27 protein-coding genes, 1 tRNA gene and 1 pseudogene are annotated in these 25,491 nt (G+C 67.8%); 9 read left to right on the top strand and 20 right to left on the bottom strand.

Going from position 1 to position 25,491, the window contains the following annotated elements; all coding sequences use genetic code 11:
* Positions 1-368: 368 nt before the first annotated feature.
* Positions 369-1,445 (top strand): annotated as a pseudogene (locus O5O53_RS11280) (adenylate/guanylate cyclase domain-containing protein); the annotation flags it as partial.
* Positions 1,446-1,496: 51 nt separating this feature from the next.
* Here the strand turns inward: O5O53_RS11280 and O5O53_RS11275 are convergent.
* The 3 genes from O5O53_RS11275 to topA form a co-directional block, all read right to left on the bottom strand.
* Entirely contained in the window at positions 1,497-1,676 is a 180-nt protein-coding gene (locus O5O53_RS11275) for a hypothetical protein (RefSeq protein ID WP_269512077.1), read from the bottom strand.
* The gene (locus O5O53_RS11270; RefSeq protein ID WP_269512074.1) at positions 1,673-2,533 is read right to left on the bottom strand and encodes a hypothetical protein; all 861 of its coding nucleotides are present in this window, start codon (positions 2,531-2,533) and stop codon (positions 1,673-1,675) included. Before O5O53_RS11270 ends, O5O53_RS11275 begins: the two co-directional genes overlap by 4 nt.
* A 155-nt stretch (positions 2,534-2,688) precedes the next feature.
* Entirely contained in the window at positions 2,689-5,562 is a 2,874-nt protein-coding gene (topA, locus tag O5O53_RS11265; protein ID WP_269512071.1) for a type I DNA topoisomerase, read from the bottom strand.
* A gap of 136 nt (positions 5,563-5,698) precedes the next feature.
* On the opposite strand from topA, the gene O5O53_RS11260 reads away from it, so the two are divergent.
* Positions 5,699-6,325 (top strand): DedA family protein, encoded by a 627-nt coding sequence (locus O5O53_RS11260; protein ID WP_269512068.1) that lies wholly within the window; start codon positions 5,699-5,701, stop codon positions 6,323-6,325.
* Between the two features lie 44 nt (positions 6,326-6,369).
* On the opposite strand, the gene O5O53_RS11255 is transcribed toward O5O53_RS11260, so the two are convergent.
* On the bottom strand, positions 6,370-6,573 hold the full coding sequence (locus O5O53_RS11255) for a cold-shock protein (protein WP_034996968.1): 204 nt from the start codon (positions 6,571-6,573) through the stop codon (positions 6,370-6,372).
* A gap of 180 nt (positions 6,574-6,753) precedes the next feature.
* Between O5O53_RS11255 and O5O53_RS11250 the strand changes: the two genes are divergently transcribed.
* The gene (locus tag O5O53_RS11250) at positions 6,754-9,087 is read left to right on the top strand and encodes a DEAD/DEAH box helicase (protein ID WP_269512065.1); all 2,334 of its coding nucleotides are present in this window, start codon (positions 6,754-6,756) and stop codon (positions 9,085-9,087) included.
* Here O5O53_RS11250 and O5O53_RS11245 read toward each other — a convergent pair.
* From O5O53_RS11245 to ssd, 7 genes are all read right to left on the bottom strand, one after another.
* A complete protein-coding gene (locus O5O53_RS11245; protein ID WP_269512063.1) occupies positions 9,084-9,398 on the bottom strand; it encodes an Rv3654c family TadE-like protein in 315 nt (104 codons plus the stop codon). The genes O5O53_RS11250 and O5O53_RS11245 overlap by 4 nt on opposite strands.
* Positions 9,398-9,667: a hypothetical protein gene (locus O5O53_RS11240; RefSeq protein WP_239307004.1), complete on the bottom strand. Its 270-nt coding sequence runs from the start codon at positions 9,665-9,667 to the stop codon at positions 9,398-9,400. Before O5O53_RS11240 ends, O5O53_RS11245 begins: the two co-directional genes overlap by 1 nt.
* Positions 9,667-9,825: a DUF4244 domain-containing protein gene (locus tag O5O53_RS11235; protein ID WP_228496346.1), complete on the bottom strand. Its 159-nt coding sequence runs from the start codon at positions 9,823-9,825 to the stop codon at positions 9,667-9,669. The genes O5O53_RS11240 and O5O53_RS11235 overlap by 1 nt, the downstream gene beginning before the upstream one ends.
* A 78-nt stretch (positions 9,826-9,903) precedes the next feature.
* Complete coding sequence (locus O5O53_RS11230) at positions 9,904-10,452, bottom strand: type II secretion system F family protein (RefSeq protein WP_269512061.1); 549 nt, start codon at positions 10,450-10,452, stop codon at positions 9,904-9,906.
* Positions 10,449-11,192, bottom strand: a complete 744-nt coding sequence (locus tag O5O53_RS11225; RefSeq protein ID WP_269512057.1) for a type II secretion system F family protein — start codon at positions 11,190-11,192, stop codon at positions 10,449-10,451. Before O5O53_RS11225 ends, O5O53_RS11230 begins: the two co-directional genes overlap by 4 nt.
* Positions 11,189-12,310 (bottom strand): TadA family conjugal transfer-associated ATPase, encoded by a 1,122-nt coding sequence (locus O5O53_RS11220; protein ID WP_269512054.1) that lies wholly within the window; start codon positions 12,308-12,310, stop codon positions 11,189-11,191. The genes O5O53_RS11225 and O5O53_RS11220 overlap by 4 nt, the downstream gene beginning before the upstream one ends.
* The gene (gene ssd / locus O5O53_RS11215) at positions 12,311-13,327 is read right to left on the bottom strand and encodes a septum site-determining protein Ssd (protein WP_269512052.1); all 1,017 of its coding nucleotides are present in this window, start codon (positions 13,325-13,327) and stop codon (positions 12,311-12,313) included.
* Positions 13,328-13,506: 179 nt separating this feature from the next.
* On the opposite strand from ssd, the gene O5O53_RS11210 reads away from it, so the two are divergent.
* Entirely contained in the window at positions 13,507-14,322 is an 816-nt protein-coding gene (locus O5O53_RS11210; RefSeq protein WP_269512049.1) for an HAD family hydrolase, read from the top strand.
* A gap of 122 nt (positions 14,323-14,444) precedes the next feature.
* Positions 14,445-15,002 carry a phage holin family protein gene (locus O5O53_RS11205; RefSeq protein WP_269512046.1) on the top strand — a complete coding sequence of 186 codons (558 nt, stop codon included), beginning with the start codon at positions 14,445-14,447 and terminating at the stop codon, positions 15,000-15,002.
* Here O5O53_RS11205 and O5O53_RS11200 read toward each other — a convergent pair.
* From O5O53_RS11200 to nth, 4 genes are read right to left on the bottom strand one after another with little or no spacing between them, the layout of a single operon-like run.
* Positions 14,992-16,179: a MarP family serine protease gene (locus O5O53_RS11200; RefSeq protein ID WP_239356003.1), complete on the bottom strand. Its 1,188-nt coding sequence runs from the start codon at positions 16,177-16,179 to the stop codon at positions 14,992-14,994. The genes O5O53_RS11205 and O5O53_RS11200 overlap by 11 nt on opposite strands.
* Before the next feature lie 10 nt (positions 16,180-16,189).
* Complete coding sequence (locus tag O5O53_RS11195; RefSeq protein ID WP_181890109.1) at positions 16,190-16,888, bottom strand: NUDIX hydrolase; 699 nt, start codon at positions 16,886-16,888, stop codon at positions 16,190-16,192.
* Positions 16,889-17,422, bottom strand: coding sequence for a TlpA family protein disulfide reductase (locus tag O5O53_RS11190; protein ID WP_269512044.1), 534 nt, complete (start codon positions 17,420-17,422; stop codon positions 16,889-16,891).
* Positions 17,419-18,192 (bottom strand): endonuclease III, encoded by a 774-nt coding sequence (gene nth / locus O5O53_RS11185; RefSeq protein ID WP_181890111.1) that lies wholly within the window; start codon positions 18,190-18,192, stop codon positions 17,419-17,421. The genes O5O53_RS11190 and nth overlap by 4 nt, the downstream gene beginning before the upstream one ends.
* Positions 18,193-18,456: 264 nt before the next feature.
* On the opposite strand from nth, the gene glxR reads away from it, so the two are divergent.
* The gene (glxR, locus tag O5O53_RS11180) at positions 18,457-19,140 is read left to right on the top strand and encodes a CRP-like cAMP-activated global transcriptional regulator GlxR (protein WP_034996942.1); all 684 of its coding nucleotides are present in this window, start codon (positions 18,457-18,459) and stop codon (positions 19,138-19,140) included.
* Between the two features lie 93 nt (positions 19,141-19,233).
* Here the strand turns inward: glxR and O5O53_RS11175 are convergent, their stop codons facing one another.
* The 4 genes from O5O53_RS11175 to O5O53_RS11160 are packed head-to-tail and all read right to left on the bottom strand — an operon-like array spanning position 19,234 to position 21,073.
* Positions 19,234-20,046 carry an MBL fold metallo-hydrolase gene (locus tag O5O53_RS11175; protein ID WP_269512043.1) on the bottom strand — a complete coding sequence of 271 codons (813 nt, stop codon included), beginning with the start codon at positions 20,044-20,046 and terminating at the stop codon, positions 19,234-19,236.
* A gap of 40 nt (positions 20,047-20,086) precedes the next feature.
* Positions 20,087-20,542, bottom strand: coding sequence for a RidA family protein (locus tag O5O53_RS11170; protein ID WP_269512041.1), 456 nt, complete (start codon positions 20,540-20,542; stop codon positions 20,087-20,089).
* Positions 20,543-20,698, bottom strand: coding sequence for a Sp36 family protein (sp36, locus tag O5O53_RS11165; RefSeq protein WP_076590059.1), 156 nt, complete (start codon positions 20,696-20,698; stop codon positions 20,543-20,545). It abuts the gene before it with no gap.
* A 15-nt stretch (positions 20,699-20,713) separates the two neighbouring features.
* Positions 20,714-21,073, bottom strand: coding sequence for a WhiB family transcriptional regulator (locus O5O53_RS11160; protein WP_239307013.1), 360 nt, complete (start codon positions 21,071-21,073; stop codon positions 20,714-20,716).
* Between the two features lie 180 nt (positions 21,074-21,253).
* Between O5O53_RS11160 and O5O53_RS11155 the strand changes: the two genes are divergently transcribed.
* Entirely contained in the window at positions 21,254-23,680 is a 2,427-nt protein-coding gene (locus tag O5O53_RS11155) for a penicillin-binding protein (protein ID WP_269512038.1), read from the top strand.
* Here O5O53_RS11155 and O5O53_RS11150 read toward each other — a convergent pair.
* Positions 23,677-24,126, bottom strand: coding sequence for a GatB/YqeY domain-containing protein (locus O5O53_RS11150; protein WP_269512035.1), 450 nt, complete (start codon positions 24,124-24,126; stop codon positions 23,677-23,679). The genes O5O53_RS11155 and O5O53_RS11150 overlap by 4 nt on opposite strands.
* Between O5O53_RS11150 and O5O53_RS11145 the strand changes: the two genes are divergently transcribed.
* On the top strand, positions 24,106-25,047 hold the full coding sequence (locus O5O53_RS11145) for a metallophosphoesterase (protein ID WP_437177861.1): 942 nt from the start codon (positions 24,106-24,108) through the stop codon (positions 25,045-25,047). The two genes, O5O53_RS11150 and O5O53_RS11145, sit on opposite strands and share 21 nt — an antisense overlap.
* Positions 25,048-25,131: 84 nt before the next feature.
* A tRNA-Pro gene (locus O5O53_RS11140) sits at positions 25,132-25,208 on the top strand.
* The last annotated feature ends 283 nt before the right edge of the window (positions 25,209-25,491 follow it).

Genomic DNA, 25,491 nt, shown 5'->3' with positions numbered 1-25,491 from the left:
ACGTCATCGCCGCGATCGGCTGCATGCTGTTCGTGCGCTACCTCATCCCTATGCCGGAAGTGCGTGAGCTCGGCCTTAGCGGGCAACTCGGCGCCATCGGCGTGATCTACGCGGCCGTTGCCGTCGTGCTGGGTGTGGTGGTCACGCTGTACCTGTTCCGACCCGTGTTGGAATGGCAGCGCCACCCCGACGGGCACGACCCGAACATGGTGCGCCACCTGGTCATGCGGCTGCCGGTGCTGCAAACCATCATTGTGGTGGCGGTGTGGAGTATCGGCACCGCGATTGTCACCGTGGGGGCGTGGCGTGTCGACGCCCGCCTGGCCACCGTCGTCCTCGCCACCGCCGCGCTGACCACCTTCGTCACCGCCGTGCTGACCTACCTGCAGGCCGAGCGCCTCGTGCGCCCCATCGCCGCGTCCGCGCTGGCGCGCCGCTTCGAGGACTCCACGCTGCAGCCGCCGATCAAGTGGCAGCTCTACCTGACGTGGTTCACCACCTCCGCCGTGCCGATGGTGGGCGTGCTGCTTTTGACGGTGGCGCAGCGCTATGGCTACTTCTCCGGCAACGTCGGCGAACTCACCTCCGCGATCGTCGCGCTGATCACCGCCGGCATGGTCACCGGTTTCGTGGGCACCGCGCTGGTGATCATGAGTGTGGCCGACCCGATCAAGGAACTGCAGGGCGCGATCAACCGCGTGCGCCGAGGCGAGCAGAACACGCAGGTGGACATTTACGACGGCTCCGAGATCGGCGTGTTGCAGGCCGGGTTCAACGAGATGATGAAGGGGCTGCGCGACCGCCAGCGCGTGCGCGACATCTTCGGCCAGTACGTCGGCGCGGAGGTGGCGCAGAAGGCGCTGGAGGAGATCCCGGAGCTCGGCGGCGAGGAGCGCAAGGTGGCGGTGCTGTTCATCGACGTCGTCGGCTCCACCACCTACGCCGTGGACCACACGCCGGAGGAGGTTGTCGCTGCGCTGAACGACTTCTTCGACGTCGTTGTCGAGGTGGTGCACCGCAACAAGGGCGTGATTAACAAGTTCCAGGGCGATGCGGCCTTGGCGGTGTTTGGGGCGCCCGTTTCGCTTCACGACGCCGCCTCGCACGCCCTCCAAGCCGCCCGCGAACTCCAGCGGGATTTGGCCGGCCAAGAGCTGCGCGCCGGCATCGGTGTGGCGTCCGGGCACGTGGTAGCGGGCCACATCGGCGGCTCGGACCGCTTCGAGTACACCGTGATCGGCGACGCCGTCAACGCCGCGGCGCGCCTGACCGACATGGCGAAGGACACCCCGGGCCTGGTGCTGACCAACGCCGGAACCCTGCGCGCGGCGAACGAGGTGGAGCAGCAGCGCTGGACGCTGATGAAGTCCGTGGAGCTGCGCGGCCGCGGCAAGATGACGCAGCTGGCGCGCCCGGTGCGCTCCACCATGGCCGACCGCGCCTAGTTTCGGGCATGCCGATGTGCCCGCCCGGTGGGGCGGGTTTTCGGTGTGTGGTTAGTCGAAGAGCAGCTCCATGGCGCCTGGGGTGGTCATGGGGACGCGTGTGCCGTTGGGCGCGACCCAGTGGATGCGGGCGTTGGGGTTGTCGATGTAGCCGAACGGGCCGTTGCGGTTGTCGGCGTTGACCCCGTTGTGGAAGGGGCAGAGTTCGGCGAGGTTGTCCATGTTGGTCATTCCCCCGTAGCGCCACGCGTTGATGTGGTGGGTTTGGGTGGTCTCGGCGGAGTGTTTGCAGTCGGGAAACGCACACGACGGGCAGAGCAGCTTCGACATGACCTTCTGCTTCGCATTGGCGCAGCGCTGACCGTAGTAGAGGTTGACTGGGCCTTCCTGGGGTGGAACGCCGCGACTTCGAGTATGTCGCCGAATTCGTGCTCCATGTACTCGGCCCCGGTCATGGTGGTGCCGTCGGTGCAGATCAGCGTGACTTCGTCTGCGTGGCCGGATTGGATGCGGGCCCAGTCGGCGATCGGCACCAGGATGATCGGCCGGAAATTCGCCTTCGGCACGCCTTTGCCGTCGTGCAGGATGCTGATGAGTGTGTGGGCCATTTGGGCGGCGGCGGGGTCGTCTGCGTCGATGAGTTTGCGCAGCAGGTGCTCCAGGTCCGCGAGGTCGCGCTCGTTGTAGGTCAGGATCATGGTGCGCATGCCCGCTTTCGAGCTGCTGAACCTGCACGAGGGTGGGGCTGGTTTGACGGGTTGTTTGATCAACCGTTTGATGCGCTTGGTCAGGGCCCGGTAGGAGCCGCGGTGGCGCACCAAATCCAACCTAATGCGCCAGCGTTCGGCTGCCCCTTCGACGGCGAGGAGTTTCTTCTCGATGTGCACGAGCTGGTCGATAGGTAAACCCTCGGCGGCGGCGAGGGCGTCACGTTGTTTGCGGGTGAACTGGGTCGGCCCGAAGTAGGTGTGGTGCACCCGCGCCAAATCACGCACCCGGCCGGTGGACAGGCCGGCGGCCATGGCTACGTCGCGGTCGAAGTCGGCGAGCGTCGAGACGCCTGCGGAAACAAAGTCGGTGAAGTTCATGGCCCAGAAGCTATGGCGGCACCGCAACCCCGAACAAGGGCCAAATAAAAATCTGTGGATAACCCCCGCCGATTGTTGACGCCGCAACACCGTTGTCCACAGGAACGCAAAACGCGGTGGCGCACGCACGCCACCGCGGTATACGCTGCCCAGTTTTAGCGCTTGCGGGCCTTGACCACCCGCTTGGTGGTCTGCTTCGGCTTCGTGGCCTTTTTGGCAGCCTTCTTGGTCGCCTTCTTCTTCGCAGCCTTCTTCTTCGTGGCCTTCTTGCCTCCGCCCTCGGCCTCGCGGGCGCGGCGGGCGGAGAGCAGCTCGTTGGCGCGCTGGTCCGTCATGGTTTCCGGGGTGTCGCCGCGCTGCAGGGACGCGTTGGTCTCGCCGTCGGTGACGTACGGGCCGAAGCGGCCGTCCTTGATGGTCATGGGTTTGCCGGAGACATCGTTGTCACCGAGCATTTTCAGCGGCGGCTTCGCGGCGGCGCGGCCGCGTCGCTTCGGCTCGGCGTAGATGCGGCGGGCTTCCTCCAGGGTGATGGAGAAGATCTGGTCCTCCGAAGCCAACGAGCGCGAGTCGGAGCCCTTCTTCAGGTACGGGCCGTAGCGGCCGTTCTGGGCGGTGATCATCTCGCCGTCCGCCGGGTCCTCGCCGACTTCACGTGGCAGGGACAGCAGCTGCATCGCCTCGTCGAAGGTGACGCTCGACGGCTCCATCGAGGAGAACAGGGAGGCGGTGGCGGGCTTGAGCTGCTCGTCGACAAGCTGCGCCATGCGCTTTTCCTTCTGCGCCGCCGCCGTCTTGGTCTCCCAGTTCTTCGCCCGCTTGCCTTCTTCGGCGCGCTGCTTATCCTCTTCGGCGCGCTCCGCGGCGATGACTTCTTCGGCGCGGGCTTCGGCGGTGGCGCGCTCGTCGTCACGCACGAGCTCCGTGACGTACGGGCCGAAACGGCCCTCCTTCGCCACCACGGTGCGGCCGTTGGCGGGGTTGACGCCGAGTTCGCGGCCGGACTGCGGGGTGGCGAAGAGCTTCTCCGCCATCTCCAGGGTGATCTCGTCCGGGGTGGCGGATTCGGGCAGGTTGGCGCGCTGGTACTCGGGCTCGCCGTCCTTTTCGCCGATCATGCGCTCGATGTAGGGCCCGTAGCGGCCGACGCGGACGACGACGGGGCGGCCTTCGGCATCGTCGAAAAGCTTCAGCGAGTTCGCGGCACGCGCGTCGATGGATTCGAGGTTGTTCTCGATCATGTGCTTCAGCCCGCCGCGGCGCGCGAGCGCTTGCGCCATGGATTCGCGAGCGTCGGCGTCGCCGAAGTAGAAGCCGGACAGCCACTTGGTGCGGTCCTGGTTGCCGTGGGCGATTTCGTCGAGCTCGTCTTCCATGGACGAGGTGAAGTCGTAGTCCACGAGCGCGTCGAAGTTGTTTTCCAAAAGGCCCACCACGGAGAACGCAACCCAGGAGGGCACCAGGGCGTTGCCGCGGACGAAGACGTAGCCGCGGTCCTGGATGGTCTTGATAATCGACGCGTAGGTGGACGGGCGGCCGATGCCGAGGTCTTCCATCTTCTTCACCAGCGAGGCTTCGGTGTAGCGCGCCGGCGGGTTGGTGGAGTGGCCGTCTGCCGTGACCTTATTGGTGGCCAATTCGTCGCCCTTGGTCAGTTGCGGCAGGCGGGTTTCGTTGGCTTGGCGGTCGGAGTAGGCGCGCAGCCAGCCGGGGAAGGTGACGGTGCGGCCGGTGGCGGCGAACTCGCACGCCTCGCCGGAAGCGTCACCCTGAACGGTGACCTTCATCGAGGTGCCGCGGGCGTCTTGCATCTGGGAGGCGACGGTGCGCGCCCAGATGAGTTCGTAGAGTTTGAACTCCTCGGCGTCCAAAGCGCCCGCCAGCTGCCCGGGGGTGGCGAAGCGTTCGCCGGCGGGGCGGATGGCTTCGTGGGCTTCCTGCGAGTTTTTCACCTTGCGGTCGTAGGTGCGCGGCGCGTCCGTGACGTAATTGGCGCCGTACAGCTCGCGGGCGGCAGAGCGCGCGGCGTCGAGGCCCTGCTTGGACAGCGACGTGGAGTCTGTACGCATGTAGGTGATGTGGCCGTTTTCGTACAGCCGTTGTGCAATGCGCATGGTGCGCGCGGAGGTGAAGTGCAGCTTGCGTCCGGCCTCCTGCTGCAGCGTGGAGGTCATAAACGGCGCGTACGGTTTGCGCGAGTACGGCTTCTCCTCCACTGCGGTGACGTACATGGGCGCGGTGCCCAGCGCGTCGGCAAGCGAGTGCGCCTTTTGCTTATCGACGATCACCGCCTCGCCCTTCAGCCGCCCCCGGTCATCGAAGTCGCGGCCCTGGGCGATGCGCTTGCCGTCGAGCGCGACGAGCTTCGCGTCGAAGGTTTCGCCCTTTTCCAACTCCGCGACCAGGTCCCAGTACTCCGCCGGGATGAACGCCATGCGCTCGCGTTCGCGCTCGACAATCACGCGGGTGGCCACGGATTGGACGCGGCCGGCGGACAGGCGCGGCATGACCTTCTTCCACAGCACCGGCGAGACTTCGTAGCCGTAGAGGCGGTCGAGGATGCGGCGGGTTTCCTGCGCGTCGACGAGGTCCATGTCCAGCTCGCGGGTGTTTTCGGCGGCTTCGCGGATGGCGGATTCGGTGATCTCGTTGAACACCATGCGCTCCACCGGCACCTTCGGCTTCAGGGTTTCCAAAAGGTGCCAAGCGATCGCTTCGCCTTCGCGGTCCGGGTCTGTCGCGAGCAGGAGCTTGTCGGCCTGCTTGAGCTTGGATTTGAGGTCGGTGACCTTCTTTTTCTTGTCCGCGTCGACGACGTAGATGGGTGTGAAGCCGTCCTCGGGGTTGACGCCGAGTTTGGCCCACGGTTCCTTCTTGTACTTGGCGGGGATGTCGGCGGCTCGGCCGGGCAGGTCGCGGATGTGGCCGACGGAGGCTTCCACAATAAAGTCGTCGCCCAGATACTTCTGGATCTTCTTCGCCTTCGTCGCGGACTCCACAATGACTAGGGTCTTGCCGCCTTCAGCCACGTTGACTGACACCTCGCTTTGCACAGAGTTATTGCCTAACAGACAACTAGCACACGATTGTGCACCCGGGTAATAGGACTACACTGCTCGGGTGCCCCGGAGCCGTGAACCGCGGGGGCGGAAAGGATGCGTATTCGTGGTCGATTCCCTCATCGATTTCCTGCACACGCTCATGGCGATGCCGGTGTTTTACCCGCTGGTGACTGTTCTTATTGTCGCGGATGCGCTGGCGCCCGTGGTGCCGTCGGAGACGGTGCTGAACTTGGCGGGCGCGTTTTCGGCATCCCGCGGAGTGCCGAGTGTGTGGGGCGTGATCGCCGCGGCGTCCATCGGCGGGATCATCGGCGACAACATCTGCTTCGCCCTCGGCGGCAAGCTCATTCACCGGGTGGAGACGTTGGACCCGGAGTCGAAGGCGGGCCAGGCGATCCGCTGGGTGCGCCGGAACATGAACCGCGGCGCCGGCGCAACGATTATCGTCGCGCGTTTCATCCCCTGGGCGCGCTGGGTGGCCACGATTGTGCTGGCGTCGGTGCGCTACAACTGGTTCAAGTTCGTCTTCTTCGACACCGTCGGCGTGATCCTCTGGGCGTTTTTGAGCGTCGGCGTCGGTTACTTGGGCGGGCGCATCCTGCAGGACTACCCGCTGCTGGCGATGCTGTTGGGCGTGGTGCTCGGCTCGTCTGTCGGCTACCTCATCCAAAAGGGGCAGAACAAGTTCGCCGAGTGGCGTGATGTGCGCCAAGGCGTGAGCAACGTATAAAAACGGGGCTCCGAGCGGAAGCCCCGTCGATAAGCAAAGAGTGCTTAGAGCGCGCGCACCTGCTGTGCCTGCGGGCCCTTGGCGCCCTCGCCGACCTCGAATTCGACCTGCTGGTTTTCTTCCAGGGTGCGGAAGCCGGAGCCCTGGATTTCGGAGTAGTGGACGAAGACGTCGGAGGAGCCGTCGTCCGGGGCGATGAAGCCGAAGCCCTTTTCGGCGTTGAACCACTTCACGGTACCGGTTGCCATGGTGAAACCTTTCAAAAATTTGCGTAGAGATGTCGTCCACCAGGGCCTAACGGGTCCTGGTGCCCGCGTGCACAATCCTCGCGAGCACCGCTTCGGGCGCACACAAAATCTGTGACCGCCACCCAGTGTGCCATGAAGTGCGAGCCTTAGCACTGGGAACTGGCATACTTCCCTGTGATTATGGTTTCCCCGTTCGGTACCGAGCTGCTCGGCGCGCTGAAACGCCGCCACCCCGCGGCGACGATTACGCATGTCGAGCATGTCCCCGCACGTCAGGCCCGCTATAGCGAGTGGCCTGGGTGGGTGGAGCCGCGGTTGAAGCAATTGCTTATCGACGAAGGCTTCGCTTCCCCCTACCTCCACCAAGCCCTGTGCGCAGAGCATGCGTGGCGCGGTGAGGACGTGGTGGTGGCGACGGGGACGTCCTCCGGCAAGTCGTTGGGCTACCAGCTGCCGGTGCTGACCGCGCTTGTGCAGGATCCGACGGCGTGCGCGGTGTATCTGACGCCGACGAAGGCGCTGGGCTCGGACCAGCTGCAGGCCACGCTGCGGATGGTGCAAGGCGCGGGTCTGGAGGGCATCCACCCGGCGCCGTACGACGGGGACACGCCGACGGAATCGCGCGCGGGCATTCGGGAGCACGCGCGCTACGTGTTCACCAACCCGGACATGCTGCACGCGTCCGTGTTGGGCTCGCACGCGCGGTGGGCGCGGGTCTTGCGGCACTTGAAGTACGTGGTGGTGGACGAGTGCCACACCTACCGGGGCGTGTTCGGCGCGAACGTGGCCTTGGTGCTGCGGCGGCTGCTGCGCATCGCTGCCGCGTACGGGTCTTCCCCGACGCTGATCTACGCGTCGGCCACCGCGGCGGACCCGGCGGGGCAGGCCCGCCGGCTGAGCGGGCGCGAGGCTGTGGCCGTGACCGAGGACGCCGCCCCTTCCGGCGAGCGCACCATCGTGCTGTGGGAACCCGGCTTCATCGAGGGCGCCGAGGGCGAGGGCGGCGCGCCGGTGCGCTACCCCGCCACCGCTGAGGCCGCTTCAGTGTCCGCGGAGCTGTTGCTGCAGGGCGCGCGGACGTTGACGTTCGTGCGGTCCCGGCGCGCCGCGGAGACGGTGGCGATGCGCACCCAGGAGCACCTGTCGGCGGCGGGCCGCGCGGATATGGCCGAGCGCGTCGCGCCGTACCGGGCGGGGTATCTGGCGGAGGACCGCCGCGAGCTGGAGCGCCGCCTGGACGATGGTGAGCTGCTGGGGGTGGCATCCACGAACGCGCTGGAGCTCGGCATCGACGTCGGCGGGCTGGACGCGGTGGTGATGGCGGGGTTTCCAGGCACGGTGGCGTCGTTTCGCCAGCAGGCCGGGCGCGCGGGCCGGCGCGGGCAGAGCTCGGTGGCGGTGCTGGTGGCGCGCGACGAGCCGATGGACACCTACCTGGTCCACCATCCGGAGGCGCTTCTGGGCAAGCCGGTGGAAAATTCCGTGTTCGACCCAACCAACCCGTTCATTCTGCGCGGCCACGTGTACTGCGCCGCGGTGGAACGGCCGCTGAGCGAGGCGGACGTGGAGGCCTTCGGCGCCCGCGACGTGGTGGACGACCTGACTGCTGCGGGCTTGTTGCGCCGCCGGCCGGCGGGCTGGTTCGCGGTGCCGCAGTTGGACGGCGAGATCACGCCGGAGTCGGCGCACGCTTCGGTGTCGCTGCGCGGCGGTGTGGGCGAGCAGGTGATGATCGTGGACGTCGCCGACGGTCGGCTGCTCGGCACCGTGGACGCGGCGCGCGCGATGAGCCAGGTGCACGACGGGGCGGTCTACATCCACCAGGGCGAGTACTTCGTGGTCCAGGCGCTGGATCTGGACGACTACGTGGCACTCGTGGCGCCGGAGAGGCCGGACTACTCCACGCAGGCGCGCTCGACCACGGACATCACGATCCTGGGCGAGGCTCACCAGCTGGTCAACCCCTCGCCGGGGCTGTGGGTGGCAAGCGTCGACGTGGAGGTCATCGACCGCGTCACCGGCTACGTGGTGCGGCTTTCCGACGGCACCGTCAGCGAACACATCCCGCTCGACCTGCCCGAGCAGCGTTTGGTCACCCGCGCGGTGGCGTACACCATCGACCCGATGGTGTTGGACGAGCTGGGCATTACCGCCGGCGAGATCCCCGGCGCGCTGCACGCCGCCGAGCACGCCGCGATCGGGCTGCTGCCGCTTTTGGCCACGTGCGACCGCTGGGACATCGGCGGCGTGTCCACCGCGCTGCACCCGGACACGATGCTGCCCACGGTGTTCGTCTACGACGGCCACCCCGGCGGCGCGGGCTTCGCCGACGAGGGCTTCGCCCGCTTCCACGAGTGGATCGAGGCGACCTGGGAGACCGTGCGTTCCTGCGGCTGCGAGGACGGCTGCCCGTCGTGCGTGCAGTCGCCGAAGTGCGGCAACGGCAACCAACCGCTGGACAAGCGCGCCGCGCTGAAGCTGCTTGGCGCGCTAGTGACCATGACGGCGGGCTAGGGCCCCGCGCGGGCAGCGGCCTCCGCCCGGCGGCGGGTGGCTGCCACCACGAGGTCACCCGCGGTGACCTCGCAGGAGACCACGCGCGCGCCGTTGAGCTCCGCGGTGCGCCTCGCCGTGGTGCAGGCGTCGGCGCCCTGGTACATCGCGGTCGCGCCGGCCACGGCGGCTAGGTCCGCCGCGACCCGGGCCCGGTGCGTGTCAGAGGTGTGCACCCCGAGCGCCACCACCGCCAGTGCCAGCGAAACTACTGACGTGATGATGCCGGTGGCGGTGATGGTGGCGGAGCCTTCGTCGGAAAGCAGACGCATCAGAACTCCACGGGGAACACGGCTGTTGCGCGCATGGTGCCGATCGGCGCCGGGACCGAAGCGGCCGCGGTGGCCAGGCCCGCGTTTTCGGTGACGGAGACCTCGCCGCGGGGCGCGGCGTACTCCACCCCCAACGCGTGGGCGCGGGCGGCGGCACCCGCGATGTCCACGGCCGTGATGTAGGCGGCGACGGTGGCGATCCCGCCCACGATCGCGGCTGTGACCACCACGAGGGCCGACAGCGACAGCGCGGTTTCGATGGTGCTCATCAGCCCGGCGTGTTGCTCAGCGCGTCGGTGATGACGCTTTCGATGGCGTTGGTGACGGCGTCGCCGTTGACCACGAGGTAGAGCACACCGGCAAGCGCCGCGGCCGCGAGGCTGCCAAAGGCGTATTCGATGGTGGACATCCCCTGGTCAGAGCGCATTTTCTGGGCCCTGGAGGCAGCGTACAGATAGGCGGTGGTGAGTGCGGAATTGAGGTAGCGCATGGGAAAAAACTCCTTCTAGTTGATCAGTGAGGTGCCGAGGCTGATCACCGCGGGCGCGAGCCCGAGGACGAAAAACGCCGGCAGGAAAAACGCGGTGAGCGGGATGGCGATGAGCACGCCCGCGCATTCCGCTTTGGCTTTGGCCCGGTCCCCCGCGCCCGCGCGCAGCTGGGCGGCGATGCGCCCGCAGCCCGCGGCCAGCGAGGTTCCGGAGGTGGCGGATAGGGCAACAAGCCCGGCGAGATCCTCGCCGCCCGGCAGGTGGCGGATCTCGGCCCAGGCGCGCTGGGGTTCAACCCCCAGCGCCGTCAGCGAGGCCACGGTGTGCCACGGGCTGCGTGTCCCGTGGGTGTCGGCGACCGCAGCCGCCGCGGTGGCGGCGGGCAGGCCCGCTGAGACGCATGCAGCGAACAGTTCGATGTCGCTAGCACAGCGCTCCGGGTCGGCCTTCTCGGGGCCGTCGCGGGGCGCCTTCGGGGAGGCTGCGGTGACGCGGCCGCCCGGGCCAGCCGGAGCGACAAACAGCGCTGCGGCGACGAGGAGTGCGGGAACGAGGCCGATCATGCGCTGGCCCCCTCGATGATGCGGCGCGAGACTGCCACGCCCGCGCACACCAGCGCGGTGCCCGCCACCAACAGCGCCCCGCCGAGCCCGCCGCCGGTGAGAAACGCCAGCGGGTTCGCGCCCATCGCGGTGCCCATGAGCACACCCGCTACCGGCAGCAGCGCGAGGACTGCGGCGGTGGTTTGCGGGCCGGCCAAGGCGGCGCGGGTGGCGTCGCGGTGGCGGTTGGCGTGGTCGATGTCGTCGCGAAGCGCGGCGACCAGCTTCGCCAGCGGCACCCCACGCGAGGCCGACAGCGCCCAGAGCGTGCCGAGGCGTTCAAGCTCCGGCACGTGGGTCTCCAGCGGCGCGCCGGAGCGGGCAAGTTGCGTCAGGCGGGCCGCTTCCGGTTGCAGCGGGGCCGGCGCCTGCTCGGCGGCACGCGCCAGCGCGTCCGGCATGGCGGCGCCTGCCTGCAGGTTGGTGGACACTGCCCCGAGGTACGTCGCGGCCGCCGCGCTGCGCCGCCGGGCGGCCCTGTCGTCGCGGCGGGCGCGCAGCACGTGCACCAGCGTCGCGCCGGCCATGGCCGCGGCGACCACGAGGCTGACGCGGCCGAACACCACCGCGCCGACGCCCGCAACCGCCATGGTGGCCGGGATAAGCCTGGGCGCGGGGCTTAGGGTGCGCTCGACCACCCGGTACGCGGGCGACGGCGCGGCGACGGCGACAGCGCAGGCGAGCAGAATCACGGTGATCATCGGGCGAGCTCCTCGTAGCCATCCAGCTCGCCGCGATCGGCGTCCCAGACCACTCTCGCGCGCACCGGCTCGCCCTCGAGCACGCCGATCTGCTGCAGGTAGCGGGTGCCGTCGGTGCGTCGTTTGACCACCAGCACCACGTCGATAGCGGCCGCGAGCTGGGCGTGCAGCCCGGCGCGGTCCATCCCGCCGAGTGCCGCGAGCGCCTCGAAGCGGGCGGGCACCTCCTCGATGGAGTTGGCGTGCAGGGTGCCAGCCCCGCCGTCGTGGCCGGTGTTGAGCGCGGCGAGCAGGTCGACCACTTCCCCGCCGCGGATCTCGCCGACGACGATGCGGTCCGGGCGCATCCGCAGCGATTGGCGAACCAGGTCCGCGATCGTGATCGCGCCGGCACCCTCGGCGTTGGCACCGCGGCTGGTCAGGTTCACCACGTGCGGGTGGTCCGGGGTCAGCTCGAGGGTGTCCTCAATGGCCACGATTCGCTCGGACGGGTCCACCTCCGCGAGCAGCGCGGACAGCAACGTGGTCTTGCCGGAGCCGGTGCCTCCGACGACCACAAACGCCTTTCGCTTGGCGACGATCCCCCGCACCAGCGCCGCCCTCTCCTCGTCAAGCGCGCCGCGCGCCACAAGATCGTCGAGCGTGGCCGAGGCGGTGCGCAGCACGCGCAGGGAGATGCAGGTGCCTGCCTGGGCGGTCGGGGCGAGTACGGCATGGAAGCGCAGTAGGGTGCCGTCGTCGCGGGTGACGTGCCCGTCGCAGAACGGCTGCGCGTCGTCCAACCTGCGCCCGCAGCTGACGGCCAGGCGGGTGGCGAGCCGCCTCACGGAAGCTTCCGAATCGAACGTCAGCTCCGAGCGCTCCAACCCCTGGCCGGTGTCCACGTACACCTCGTCCGGGGCGTTGACGCAGATGTCGGTCACGGCAGGGTCCGCCAGGATGGCTTCGAGGGGCCCGGCGCCCGTGGTGTCGTCGCGAAGCTTGCGCATGATGTCTAACACCCCGATGTCGCTGATCACCACCGCCTCCTCGCGGATGATCGCGGCGATGCGCGCCGGGTCGGGCTGAGCCGGCTCGTCGGCCAGGCGGCGCTTCACGCGTGCGAGCACGTCGTCCATTTAGGCCACCTCCCCCAGCACGGCCTCGGCGGCGCGGTTGAGCGTGCGCGGCAGCTTCGCCGGCAGGCCGGCCTGGTCCAGCTGCTTGGTCAACCCGCGAACCTGCTGCACCTGGGCGATCACGGGCGCTTTCGCCGTGTCCTCCACCTGAGCGGGCTCCAGCGAGGCCCACTCGCTGTGCCGCAGCACCAGCGCGTTGGCCACCCCGGCGGCGTTGCACTCGGCGACGATCCGGGCGGCGGCAGCGGCCGCGCGCAGCTCGGGCCGCAGCATGACCACGGCGAGGTCGCAGCGGTCCGGCAGCAGCGCAAGCGGGGCGTCCACCACCGTCAGCCCGTCCGTGCCGGCGGCGTGCACCACGGCGTTGAGCTCATCCAATGTCAGCCGGAACGGGTCCGCCACGGTTGTTCGCGGAAACGTCAGCAGCGCGGTGCCGTCCTCGCCGGCGGGCAGCGCCCCGCGCAACTCCGCGCGCGAGACCGCCCCGCCGGCGGCGAAGTCGATCTCGCCCCAGCGCGCGCCGGGCGTGCTCTCTAGCCCCAGCAACAGGTCCAGGCCGCCGGAGAGCTGGTGGGCGTCGATCAACGTGGCGTTACCCGCCACCCGGCACAGCGCCGCGGCCAGCACCGATGCGCCCGCCCCGCCGCACGCGCCGAGCACGGCGACCACCTTTCCGCTCGCGGCCGCCACGGCCGGGGCCAGCGCCAGCGCGCCGATGCTGCGCAGCACGTCCGCGGCCTGGGCGGGCAGGGCGAAGACGTCCTCGCGCGTCGCGGCCGGGGCGGTGTCCGCGACCACGGTGAACACGTTCGGTCCCCGTGGTTGGGTGCTTAAGGAGGGGGCCCGGAGGTCGTCGATAAGCAAGGCATGCGCCTTGGGAGCGTGGCGGGCGAGCTGGGTGTCGTCGGCGGCGTCGATGACCTTGCGACCTGTGGCGGCGGCGATGTGGATGGCTTCGGAGTGCAGCGCCGGGTCCGCGACCGCGACGACGATGGGGCCTGTGTTTGCGTGTGTCATGGCGGTAGCGTGCAACCGTGGCAACCCGGAAACAATGGGCAAAATTTTTTCTGTGGATAACCCACCCCCATTGCGGACGCTTCAACAATTCCGCTGTGGATAAGTCGCCCCACGCGTCACACTGGTTTCACAGGCCTTAGCTACGCATCCGTAGGGTTTGGGGTCTACACTGCAGGAGTATGTCTGCTAACAAGCCGGTGGCGGCCTTCTTCGACCTGGACAAGACGATCATTGCGACGTCGTCCGCGTTCGCCTTCGGCAAAGAATTCCTGAACAATGGGATGATCACCCGCCAGGAAGCCTGGGAGCTCTACCTCACCAAAGCCCAGTACATGCTGGTGGGCCAGTCCAGCCAGAAGATGGACTCCACCCGCGACGCGCTGGCGCAGATGGTCGCCGGCTGGAACGTCGAGGACATCCAGCGCATCACCCGCGACACCCTGCGCGAGGTGGTCGCCCCCGCCATTTACGCCGAGGCGCGCCAGCTTATCGACGACCACAGGAACGCCGGCCACCACGTCATCATCATCTCGGCCTCGGCTGCGATCCTGGTGGAGCCGATCGCCGACGAACTCGGAGTGGACACCGTGGTCGCCACCGAAATGGCCGTGGAAAACGGCAAGCTCACCGGCGAAATCACCCGCTACCTCAAAGGCGACGCGAAGGCCGAGGCGGTGCGACAGTTCGCCGCCGAGCACGACTTCGACCTGGACCACAGCTACGCCTACTCCGACTCGGCCACCGACATCCCCATGCTGGAGCTGGTGGGCAACCCGGTGGCCGTGAACCCGGACCGGGCGCTGAAGAAGCACGCGCTAGCCAACGGCTGGCAGGCCCGGACGTTTAAGAACCCGGAGCCGCTGTTCCAGATGCCGAACGCGCGCGAGGTGGGCATCGGCGCGGGCGTGATCGCGGGCGTGACCGCGCTTGCAGTCGCCGGTGTTCTTATCGCCCGCGCTATGGGCGGCGGCAAGGACGACAAGCGCTCGGCGTAAAACCGCGTGACTTTTCTACCCCGATTCGGGCAAATGCCTCCATACATCGCTAACATCGTGTGAAGAATTCCAGGCACCTTCCCGGGTGCCGTATAAAAGCCACCCAGGAAGGTGAACTACAAGTGAGCAACGAAGGCCTCTACACCAGCGGCTCCACCGCCGTGAACGCCAAGGTGGACTCCATCCCGCTGCGCGACACCTACGCCACCCAGCCGGGCAACGACTCCATCGGCACCCTGATCTCCAACGCGTCTCAGCAGGTATCCACCCTGGTCCGCGGCGAGATCGAGCTGGCCAAGGCCGAGGTCGTCGGCGAGGTGAAGAAGGGTGCGATGGGCGGCGGCCTGTTCGCCGTGGCCGGCGTGATCGCCCTCTACTCCTCCTTCTTCCTCTTCTTCGCCATCGCGGAGATGCTCGCGTCCTGGATGCACCGCGGCTGGGCGTTCTTGATCGTCTTCCTGGCCATGCTGGCGCTGGCCGGCCTGCTGGCATTCATCGGCTTCAAGAAGATCAAGAAGATCAAGGCGCCGGAGAAGACCATCGAGTCCGTCAACGAGCTGAAGAACCTCAAGCCGGGCCAGGCGCAGAAGAACCTGGCCAAGGACGAGGCTGGCCTCTACACCTCCTCCGGCACGGGCTCCTCGCTGCCGCGCACCGGCTCCACCGCCGTTAACCGCTAACGCACGCTTGCGTATCCGCGGGGCGCGTTAAGCTCCGCACATCCCCTACGCGCTGCTGCACTTGGTGTGCAGTCAGCGCGTATCCCGTTTCTGAGGTGTCCAGGGACGCGCCGAAGATCATGCCCGCGACCTCGCCGCCCGGGGTGAGCAGCGGCCCGCCGGAGTTGCCTTGGCGGATGTTGCCGCGGATGGTGTACGCCTCGCGCTCCACGCGCCCGGTGGTGTAGATGTCCGGGCCCGCGATTTCCAGCTTGCCGCGGATGCGCACCGGCGCCGCCTCGAACGGGCCGGACTTGGGGTAGCCCATCACCACGGCGCTGTCGCTGACCGCCAGCTCGTCTTCGGCCCAGCGCAGCTCCGGCAGGCCCAGTTCCTCGGCGCGCAGCACCGCGATGTCGGTGTCCGGGTCAAACAGCACCACCTGCGCGGGCTTGACTCCCACCACAGTGTCCAGGGCCACCCGTTCGGTGCCGGCCACCACGTGCGCGTTGGTGAGCACGTAGCCGTCCTCGATGACAAAACCGGTGCCCATCAGGCGCCGCCGGCAGGTTTCCGCGTCCCCCATCACGTGCACCACGCTGGGGCGAAGCTTCTCGACGACCTCCGGCTCCACCACGGACCCATCCGGCGCCGCTACCTGCGCCCCGCCCAGCGAATGGAAGGGGGAGACCAACGGCGGCAGCCCGGATTCGTCGAGAAGCGCGGCGAACCTCGCCGGCAGCTTCGAGGCGGACTCGGGCGCGGCGGCGTTGATGGTGCCGAAGACGCGGGAGGAGCGGATGCCGTCGCCGATCTCGCCCGGCACCGAGGCCGCCAGCGGGATGGAGATGAACCACAGCACCGCAGCCACCGCCACCGATTGGAACGTCGCGCCGAGCGCGGAATCCAGCACGCGGCGGCCCCGGGAGCGCACACGCCCGCGCAGGCTGGCGCCGACGGTGACGCCGACCAGGTTGCCCAGGCCCACAAACAGCACGACCAGGGCGATGAGCAGCACAATGCGCACCGTCTGGGACTCCGACAAGTCCAGGACGAACGGTGCCAGCGCAAGCCCGATGACCAGGCCCGCCACCACGCCGATTGCGGAAAGCACCGCGGAGAGCGCCCCCTGGCGCCAGCCGCTGATGCAGGCGGCGACGACGGCGAGCGCGAGCAGGACGTCGATAACCAGGTGCATTCCGGTGATGTTACCGCTCACGGTTGGCAGAACGCGCCAGCGCAGCCCGCAAGTCGCCAGGCTTTTCGTCCCAGGGCCGCACCCAGCCGCCCAGCTTCAGCACCACGGCGAGCAGCACGCCGGTAAAGCCCCACACCAGAAACTCGCCTGCCCAAAACGCGGGCCCCGACCACTCCTTGATGCCCAGCATCGCCCGGTTTCGCGGGTCCACCAGCTCGCGCACCGGCACGAAAAACACCGCGTCCGTCTCCTCCTCGCTGGCCGGGTACACCTCGCCGGGCTCCGGGGTGAACGCCACCACGGGGCGCACGCGCCGGTTGCTGCCGCCGGTGGTGGCAGCGTCCAGCAGGGCAAGCGGGATCACACGGTCCGGGTCCAGGCCGGTTTCCTCCCACGCTTCGCGCAGCGCGGCATCCACGGGCCCGCCGTCGCTGGGGTCGATGTGGCCGCCGGGAAACGCCATCTGACCGGAGTGGCTGCGCATGCGCGGGGTGCGGTGGGTGATCAGCACCCGCGCGTCCTCCGGCAGCTCGGTCGCGCGCGGGTCGCCGGCGAACAGGATCAACACGGCGGCCTGGTCCGCGCCGTCTTGTTGCAGCACGCGCGGCGACAGCAGCCGGCGCGGGATTCCCGCACCGCCGTCTTCGATGGCCTCTAGCAGGGGTTTCAGCCACCGCGGCGCGCGGTCCGGGCGCAGCGGCGCGTCCATCTACAGCGCCCCCTGAACAGCCGCGGCGAGCTCCTCAGCCGAGGTGAACTCCTTGGCAAACACCGCCACCTGCTCGCCGCCGCGCAGCACCACCGTCACCGGCACAACCGGCGGCAGGCCCTGCTCCGCGGCGAAGGCGCCCGAGTCGTCCTGATAGCTGGGCAGATCCACCCCAACTTCCTCCAGCAGTGCCGCGCCATTGCCCGCGTTTTGGTCCGCGTGCACGCCCACCACCGTGTATTCCGGGTGCGTGCGCGCGAACTCCTCCACTGCCGGCAGCTCCGCGCGGCACGGCTGGCACCACCAGGCCCACACGTTGACCACGGTGATTTCCTTGGCCTCGCCGGCCACGTCCCCGCCCAGGCACGGCAGGTCCAGCCCAGCCGGGCAGTCCGGCCGTTGAGGCACCTGCTTCTCGACGGCCACAGGGTCCCCCGTTGGTTGATCGTCGACAAGCAAACTGCGCGCGCCCGCCACCACGAGCAGGGTCACCGCGACGATGACCGCAACACTCACCCAGATCGCGCGCTTCATGCAAGCCCCAGGATGTGGTCGCGCTCCGGACCCGTGACCAGGTCCGAGGCCGCTTCCGGATCGGTGGGGCCGGCGCCGAAGCTCGGGCAGTCGAACGCGATCGGGCACACGCCGCACGCTGGTTTGCGGGCGTGGCAGATACGGCGGCCGTGGAAGATGATGCGGTGGGAGAACATGGTCCACTCGCGGCGCTCGATGAGCCCGGCGATGGCGTGCTCGATCTTCACCGGATCCGTTTCCTCGGTGAGCATGAGGCGCTTGACCAGCCGCTGAAAGTGCGTGTCCACCGTCAGCCCCGGCATGCCGAACGCGTTGCCGCGCACCACGTGCGCCGTCTTGCGGCCCACGCCCGGAAGCGTCACCAGATCCTCGAGTTTGGTGGGCACTTCCCCGCCGAAATCCGCCACCAGCTTCTGGCCTAAACCGATGAGGTTTTTCGCCTTCGAGCGGTAGAAACCGGTGGAACGGATAAGCTCCTCCACCTCGGTTTGATCGGCTTCCGCGTACGCGTGGGCGGTGGGGTACTTGGCAAACAACGCCGGGGTGACCATGTTGACGCGCACGTCCGTGGTCTGCGCCGAAAGCACCGTCGCCACTAGCAGCTCCAGCGGGTTGGAAAAGTCCAGCTCAGCGTGCGCGTCCGGGAACGTCTCCGCCAGCGTGCGGTTGATCCGGCGGGCCCTCCTCGTGCGGCCGATGTCCGTCTCCGCCCCCTTCGCCGCCGGATGGGATCCGGGGCGGCGGTGTTTTTTCGGCGTGGTGGAGGACATGACCGACATGCTAGTTATGCGTGGCGTAAAATGACACCTATGAATGTGATTCTCGTGCTGCTGATCCCGGTAGTGCTCGGAGCGTTCCCGCTGGCGATGGAGCGGCTCGAGGCGCGCGTGGTGGATTAACACCAACTTGGCCAACCACCTGACCAAGACCGCGCATGGGTGGTAAAGTGCAAAACGCACTGTGACGGCTGCCAAAAAGTTACGCGAAAGTGACTGCAACCACTGCCCCCTGGCCGTCCCAACCGAGGAGGATTCATGGAAGGCGTACAGGACACACTCGCCCGCGCCGGCATTTTCCAGGGCGTGGACCCGGAAGCAGTAGCCGCGCTAATCAACGAGATGGACACGGTGACCTTCCCCAAAGGCACCACCATCTTCGACGAAGGCGAACCCGGCGACCGCCTCTACATCATCGTCGACGGCAAAATTAAGCTCGCCCGCCACGCCCCGGACGGCCGCGAGAACCTGCTGTCCGTGATGGGCCCGTCGGACATGTTCGGCGAGCTGTCTATCTTCGACCCGGGTCCACGCACCTCCTCCGCAGTGTGCGTCACCGAAGTCACCTGCGCCACCATGGACTCCACCATGCTGCGCACCTGGATCGACACCCACCCGGAGATCTCCCAGCAGCTCCTGCGCGTGCTGGCCCGCCGCCTGCGCCGCACCAACGCGTCGCTTGCAGACCTCATCTTCACCGACGTGCCCGGCCGCGTGGCCAAGACGCTGCTGCAGCTGGCCAACCGCTTCGGCACCCACGAAGGCGGCGCCCTGCGCGTCAACCACGACCTGACGCAGGAAGAGATCGCCCAGCTCGTCGGCGCCTCCCGCGAGACGGTGAACAAGGCGCTGGCCACCTTCGCCCACCGCGGCTGGATCCGCCTCGAGGGCAAGAGCGTGCTCATAGTCGACACCGAGCACCTCGCCCGCCGCGCCCGCTAGCGCGCCCCCGTTTGCACAAATCGACAACGCTCCGGCATTTCCCCAGGTGGGAGAAGCCGGAGCGTTGGCGTTTTGTCGATTCGTACAAAACCCCTAGGGCGCGGCCTTCAGGTAGCGCAGGGCCACGCGGGTGGACTGCTCGGCGGCGCCGCGCAGCACCGGGTCCACATCGTCGTAGATCGCGTCGACCAGGGTGTTGATGTCGGCGTTCTCGCCGTGGGTCTTCAGCGCCTCGCGGATCTGCTCCAGGCGCTGGTTGCGGCGGTCGATGTACTTGCGGGCGTAGGCCGACAGGTCCGCGCCCTCGGGGCCGTGGCCCGGCAGCAGCGGGATGTCCTTGCCCTGCTCCTCCAGAAGCTCCAGGGAATCCAGGTACTTGCCCAGGTCGCCGTCCGTCTCGGAGATCATGGTGGTGTGGCGGCCGGCGATGGTGTCGCCGGTGATGATGCCCTCCAGCTCGGTGGTCTCCGGGTCTCCCGGGTAGACAAAGAAGCACACGGAATCGCTGGTGTGGCCCGGGGTGGCCACGACCTCCAGGCGTGGGGTGATGCCGTCGACGGCGACCACTTCGCCGTCCATAAGTGGATCCGCCCCCGAGCTGTACTGCGGATCCAGCGAGCGAACAGGAGCACCGGTGAGCTGGCGGAAACGCTCCGCGCCGTCAGCGTGGTCGTGGTGGCGGTGCGTGAGCAAAATGAGCGCCACCTCCCCCGCCTTGGAGCGGAGGACGTTGAGGTGGCCCTCATCCTCCGGGCCCGGATCAACGACGATGCTTCGCTGATCCCCCTCACCCCTGATCACCCAGGAGTTGGTCCCCTCGAGCGCCGCGTAGCTGGGGTTCGGCGCCAGGACCACCGCGGCGTTGGCGGTCACAGGGCGCAGTTGGCTGTAAGCGGGATGTTGCATATGCCCCAGCGTACCCGCTTAACAGCCGTGTATTGGAGTTCTAGCTCTTCAGCTCGACGATGAGTTCGACCTCGACCGGTGTGTCCATCGGCAGCGACGCGACGCCCACCGCGGAGCGGGCGTGCGCACCGGCTTCACCGAAGACCTCCTGCATGAGCTCGGAGGCGCCGTTGATCACGGCGGGCTGGCCGGTAAACGCCGGGTCGGAGGCGACGAAGCCGACGATCTTGAGCACGCGGGCGACGTTGTCGATGCCGACCAAGTCATCCACCGCGGCGATCGCGTTGAGCGCGGCCTGGCGAGCGTAGCCGTAAGCGGCCTCCTCGGTGACCTCCGCGCCGACTTTGCCGGTGGCGGGCAGCTTGCCGTCGATAAACGGCAGCTGGCCGGACGTCCACACCTGGTTTCCGGCCTCGACGGCGGGCACGTAGGCAGCAACGGGTGCAGCGACGGCGGGCAGCTCGATGCCAAGCTCCTTGAGACGATCAGTCCACATCTATTCGACCTCCCGCTTCATGTAAGCGACAACGTTGTCCTGGGTCGGGCCCGGGACAACGGAGACGAGCTCCCAGCCGTCCTCGCCCCAGGTGTCCAAAATCTGCTTGGTGGCGTGCGTGAGCAACGGAACCGTTGCGTACTCCCATTTCGTCATGGCGCCCAAGACTACCTACAGGCCGACAACTTCGCCGCCGGCAGAGAGGTACTCCGCCCAGTCCGTCACGTGCGGGTTCTTGCGCAGCACCGCGCGGCGCTGACGCTCCGTGAGCCCGCCCCAGACGCCGAACTCGACCTTGTTGTCCAGTGCGTCGGCGCGGCACTCGGTGAGCACCGGGCACGCGCGGCAGATTGCGGCAGCCTTGCGCTGCTCCGCGCCGCGGACGAACAGGGCGTCCGGATCCTTGCCGCGGCACTGCGCGTGGGTGACCCAATCCCCTCGGTCAAAAACGAGATGTCCGGATGCGTCGCACTTGCGGGACGTGGTCCGTTGTGCGTTTCGCTGCGCGGTGTTACCCAAAGCCGTGGTCATAGCCGTGCTCCTCTACTCGTTCACCTGCACCGTCTCCCCGGCGCAGTTTTATACATCCGACCGTATATCTACGGTCCCATGTAAATGTAATCACACAAGAAAGACTTCTGTCGAATGGGTCACATTTTTGGGGGGTCTTTTATATTCCCGCGCGCGGGCCGAGTCATTTAAGGTAATGGCGTGTCCGCACTGAAATCCCTAGGAAGCCTGCTTGCCACGCTCGTCGCGGCGGCGCTGGCCATTGCCCTGTGCCTCGCCCCTCTCGCAGGCCTCGGCGGCGCCGCCGTCGCCCGCACCGACGAGACGATGCAGTCGAACCTCTCCGACCTCACCCACGGCGAAGTCCCCGGCGTCACCACGATTAACGACGCCAACGGCACCCCCATGGCCTGGATCTTCAAACAGCGCCGCTACGAGGTGGCCAGCGACGGGATCTCCCAGCACGTCAAGGACGCCCTGGTGGCCACGGAGGACCGCCGCTTCTACCAGCACGAGGGCGTGGACATGCAAGGCTTCGCCCGCGCGATGGTAACCAACGTGCTCGCCGGCGGGGTAGAGCAGGGCGCGTCCACGATCAACCAGCAGTACGTGAAGAACTACCTCTGGCTCATCGACGCGGAGAACGAGGACGAGGCCAACGCCGCCACCGAACAGTCCATCCCGCGCAAGCTGCGCGAGATGCGCATGGCCTCCGACCTAGACAAGACGCTGGAGAAAGACGAGGTGCTGACCAGGTACCTCAACCTCGTCTCCTTTGGCAACCACGCCTTCGGCATCGAGGCGGCGGCGCTGACCTACTTCGACGTCCCCGCCCGCGAGCTCAACCCGGCGCAAGCGGCGCTACTGGTGGGCATCCTGCAGTCCGTGGAAGCGCTCAACCCGTACACCAACCCGGAAGGCGCCACCCAGCGCCGCAACGTGGTTCTGAACAACATGGCAGCCCAGGGCTACCTGGACCAGGCGGAAGCGGACCGCCTGGCCGGCACCCCGCTGGGCATCCTGGAGCAGCCGAAGACGCTGCCGCAGGGCTGCATCGCCGCCGGCGACAAGGGCTTCATGTGCGACTACGCCCTGCGCTACCTCGAGGACAAGGGGCTGGACATGGAGCAAATCCTCAACGGCTCCTACACCATCACCACCACCCTGGACCCGGCGGTGCAGGAGGCGGCCAACAACGCGGTGCGCAACAACGTCAGCCCGTACACCCCGGGTGTGGCCGAGGTGATGAACATCATCCGCCCCGGCGCGGATTCCCGCGACGTGTTGGCCATGGCGTCCTCGCGTTTCTACGGCCTGGACCTGGACCAGAGCCAGACCATCCTGCCGCAGCCGGCCTCCCTGGTTGGCGCCGGTGCGGGTTCGGTGTTCAAGATCTTCACCGCCGCCGCGGCGCTGGAGCAGGGCTACGGCTTGAACACGATGCTGGAGACGCCGGCGCGCTCGGTACTCTACGGCATGGGCGACGGCGGCGCGGCCAACTGCCCGCCGGGCGCGTACTGCGTCGAAAACGCCGGCACCTACGCCCCGCGCATGACGCTGCAGGACGCGCTGGCGCAGTCGCCGAACACCACGTTTGTGGAGCTGATCCAGAAAACCGGCGTGGCACCCGTCGTCGATTTGGCGGTGCGCCTGGGGCTGCGCTCGTACGCGGACGAGAACTCGTTCGGCGACGGCCGCTCCGTCGCACAGGCCGCGAAGGAAGAGAACATGGGCGCCTTCACCTTGGGCCCCCTCGCCGTGAACGCGCTGGAGCTGTCCAACGTGGGTGCCACCTTGGCCTCTGGCGGGCGTTGGTGCGAGCCGAACCCGATCAAGGAAGTGCTGGACGAAAACGGCAAGCAGGTCTTCATCGACCGCCCCGCCTGCGAGCAGGCGGTCGAACCGGACATCGCCGGCGCGCTGTCCCAGGGCATGTCAAAGGACATTGTCGACGGCACCGCGTCCGCTTCCGCCCGCAACAACGGCTGGTCCGCCCCGACGGCCGCGAAGACGGGCACGACGGAGTCCCACCACTCCACCGCGTTTTTGGGCTTCACCCAGACCATGGCGGCCGCGCCGTACATCTACAACGACGGCACCCAGTCCACCCCGCTGTGCACCCAGCCGGTGCGCCAGTGCCAGTACGGCACGCTGTTCGGCGGCAACGAAGCGGCCGATACCTGGTTCCAGGCGGCGGCCGGGGTGCCGGGTGCGGCCGCGGGCGGGCTGCCGCCTGCGAGCCCGGTGCACATGCGTGGAACGAAGCGCGGGGCGCTGGACGCGGTGGTCGGCCAGTACTCCTCCGCCGCGAAGTCTCAGCTTGAGGCGCAGGGCTACGCGGTCACACTGAACACGGTCAACGGCGCCGGCGCGCCGGCCGGCACGGTGGTCTCCGCGGTCCAGGATGGCCCGAACACCACGGTGACGCTGAACGTCTCCGACGGCGCCGGCGCCGCCAGCGCCAGCCCCTCCGCGCCCCCGAGCTCGGCGGCGGCCCCCTCGCCGTCCGCGCCGCCGCAACCAAGCCCCGCTTCCCCGCCGGGCATCGAGGGCCTCGAGCAATCGCTCAACGACGCCCGCGACGCCATCGCCGACGTCTTCGGCGGCGGGCCCGGAAACGGCAACTAGCTCAGGCGTGCCTTCACAGCCTCGGAGAGGCGCTTGCCGTCGGCGCGGCCCCCGGCCTTCGCCGTGGCGGCCTTCATGACCTGTCCCATCTGGGCCATGGACTCGGCGCCGGTTTCGGCGATAGCTTCGTCGATAAGCTTGGCAAGCTCGTCGTCATCCAGCTGCTTCGGCTGGTACACCTCGAGGATCGAGGCCTCGGTGAGCTCGGCCTCGGCGAGGTCGTCGCGGCCGTTGGTTTTGTAGATGTCCGCGGACTCGCGGCGCTTCTTGATCTCGCGGGCGATGATCTTCTGAATCTCCGCGTCGTCCACCTCGTGCTTGGATCCTTCGGTCTCGGCGGTCTGGATCGCGGCCAGCAGCATGCGGATCGTGCCGGTGCGCTCCTTTTCCTTCGCCTTCATGGCTTCCTTGAGGTCTGCGCGGATCTGGTCTTTCAGTGCACTCATGCTTGCGAGATTACAGTGGTGCGGGTGAAGAAGTTGACGGGAATCGGAGCACTTTGCCTATCGACGGGCGCCGCCACGCTGACGTGGGGGTACACCCAACGCAACAATTTCCAGCTGCGCGAGTACACCCTGCCTCTGCTCGAGCCGGGGGTGTTGAAAGGTCGCGACGAGTTTAGGGTGCTGCACGTGTCCGACCTGCACATGATCCCGGGACAGAAACAGAAGGTGGAATTCGTCTCCAGCCTGGACGCGCTCGACCCCGACCTAGTGGTCAACACCGGCGACAACTTGTCGGATGTCGGCGGGGTGCCGTGGGTGCTGGACGCGCTGGGCCCGCTGTTGAACCGCCCGGGTGCGTTCGTGTTCGGCACCAACGACTACTGGGCGCCGCGGCCCGTCAATCCGCTGAAGTACCTGACCGGGGCGAAGCGCGAGCCGTCCTACGAGGACCTGCCGTGGGAGGGGATGCGCGCCGCGTTTGTGGAGCGCGGCTGGCAAGACGCCACCCACGCCCGCCTGGAGTTCAAGGCATCCGGCGTGCGCCTGGCGCTCGCGGGCGTGGACGACCCGCACCACGAGCTGGACCGGTATGCCGAAATCGCCGGGGCGCCGAATGAGGACGCCGATCTGTCTATCGGCCTGCTGCACGCGCCGTACCGCCGGGTGCTGGACGCGTTCGAGGCCGACGGCTACCAGCTCGCGCTGGCCGGCCACACCCACGGCGGGCAGATCTGCCTGCCCGGCGAGCGCGCGATTGTGACCAACGCGGACATCGACCGCGAGCGCGCGTCCGGGCTGCACAAGTACGGCAAGATGTGGATGGAAGTCTCCAACGGCTTAGGCCAGTCCAAGTACGCGCCGGTGCGCCTGTTCTGCCCGCCGTCCGCGAGCCTGATCCGGGTGGTGGAGCGCGGACGATAGGTATTGTGACCTGCCGTTTTGGCTGATTCGCCGCCCGGGGGTAATGTGTTGCCAGTACCGCGGGCGAGAGCCCAACGATACAACCGGGATATGGCGCAGCTTGGTAGCGCGCTTCGTTCGGGACGAAGAGGTCGCAGGTTCAAATCCTGTTATCCCGACCAGCCGTGCCTCTTGGAGTTTCTCCGAGAGGCACTTTTCTTATGCATGTCGGCACGGTCAGTAGAGTTGCCTTTGTGCAAAAGAAGAAGAAAACCTTCTCCCTCCCCGGCCGAGTTCCGGTGTCGTCGATTTTTCTCGATGAATCGGGCTCACGGAATTCTTGGGTTAAACGACAAAAAGTGTGTCTGGCTCGGCGTGTCGTGGGGGTTAGATTTGGCCTTTTTGGATGCCGATTGAGTGGGTGTAGTCGGTGTCGATAGCGTTGTCGTAGAGGGCTGGTCGTCC

The sequence above is a fragment of the Corynebacterium faecium genome, from assembly GCF_027257105.1.
Taxonomy (GTDB): Bacteria; Actinomycetota; Actinomycetes; order Mycobacteriales; family Mycobacteriaceae; genus Corynebacterium; species Corynebacterium lehmanniae.
Note: the sequence above shows the minus strand (reverse complement) of the source record. Positions and strands in the feature narration are given on the sequence as shown.

Excerpts from the sequence above, each read along its gene's own strand:
- O5O53_RS11250 (WP_269512065.1), top strand. The coding sequence starts at position 6,754 with ATGGTTTCCCCGTTCGGTACCGAGCTGCTCGGCGCGCTGAAACGCCGC.
- O5O53_RS11160 (WP_239307013.1), bottom strand. The coding sequence starts at position 21,073 with ATGACCACGGCTTTGGGTAACACCGCGCAGCGAAACGCACAACGGACC.
- O5O53_RS11195 (WP_181890109.1), bottom strand. The coding sequence starts at position 16,888 with ATGGACGCGCCGCTGCGCCCGGACCGCGCGCCGCGGTGGCTGAAACCC.
- glxR (WP_034996942.1), top strand. The coding sequence starts at position 18,457 with ATGGAAGGCGTACAGGACACACTCGCCCGCGCCGGCATTTTCCAGGGC.
- O5O53_RS11200 (WP_239356003.1), bottom strand. The coding sequence starts at position 16,179 with ATGCACCTGGTTATCGACGTCCTGCTCGCGCTCGCCGTCGTCGCCGCC.
- O5O53_RS11210 (WP_269512049.1), top strand. The coding sequence starts at position 13,507 with ATGTCTGCTAACAAGCCGGTGGCGGCCTTCTTCGACCTGGACAAGACG.
- O5O53_RS11230 (WP_269512061.1), bottom strand. The coding sequence starts at position 10,452 with ATGATCGGCCTCGTTCCCGCACTCCTCGTCGCCGCAGCGCTGTTTGTC.
- O5O53_RS11190 (WP_269512044.1), bottom strand. The coding sequence starts at position 17,422 with ATGAAGCGCGCGATCTGGGTGAGTGTTGCGGTCATCGTCGCGGTGACC.
- O5O53_RS11225 (WP_269512057.1), bottom strand. The coding sequence starts at position 11,192 with ATGATCACCGTGATTCTGCTCGCCTGCGCTGTCGCCGTCGCCGCGCCG.
- O5O53_RS11235 (WP_228496346.1), bottom strand. The coding sequence starts at position 9,825 with ATGCGCTCTGACCAGGGGATGTCCACCATCGAATACGCCTTTGGCAGC.
- O5O53_RS11150 (WP_269512035.1), bottom strand. The coding sequence starts at position 24,126 with ATGAGTGCACTGAAAGACCAGATCCGCGCAGACCTCAAGGAAGCCATG.
- O5O53_RS11275 (WP_269512077.1), bottom strand. The coding sequence starts at position 1,676 with ATGACCAACATGGACAACCTCGCCGAACTCTGCCCCTTCCACAACGGG.
- O5O53_RS11255 (WP_034996968.1), bottom strand. The coding sequence starts at position 6,573 with ATGGCAACCGGTACCGTGAAGTGGTTCAACGCCGAAAAGGGCTTCGGC.
- O5O53_RS11170 (WP_269512041.1), bottom strand. The coding sequence starts at position 20,542 with ATGTGGACTGATCGTCTCAAGGAGCTTGGCATCGAGCTGCCCGCCGTC.
- ssd (WP_269512052.1), bottom strand. The coding sequence starts at position 13,327 with ATGACACACGCAAACACAGGCCCCATCGTCGTCGCGGTCGCGGACCCG.
- sp36 (WP_076590059.1), bottom strand. The coding sequence starts at position 20,698 with ATGACGAAATGGGAGTACGCAACGGTTCCGTTGCTCACGCACGCCACC.
- O5O53_RS11240 (WP_239307004.1), bottom strand. The coding sequence starts at position 9,667 with ATGAGCACCATCGAAACCGCGCTGTCGCTGTCGGCCCTCGTGGTGGTC.
- O5O53_RS11220 (WP_269512054.1), bottom strand. The coding sequence starts at position 12,310 with ATGGACGACGTGCTCGCACGCGTGAAGCGCCGCCTGGCCGACGAGCCG.
- O5O53_RS11245 (WP_269512063.1), bottom strand. The coding sequence starts at position 9,398 with ATGCGTCTGCTTTCCGACGAAGGCTCCGCCACCATCACCGCCACCGGC.
- O5O53_RS11270 (WP_269512074.1), bottom strand. The coding sequence starts at position 2,533 with ATGAACTTCACCGACTTTGTTTCCGCAGGCGTCTCGACGCTCGCCGAC.
- O5O53_RS11175 (WP_269512043.1), bottom strand. The coding sequence starts at position 20,046 with ATGCAACATCCCGCTTACAGCCAACTGCGCCCTGTGACCGCCAACGCC.
- nth (WP_181890111.1), bottom strand. The coding sequence starts at position 18,192 with ATGTCCTCCACCACGCCGAAAAAACACCGCCGCCCCGGATCCCATCCG.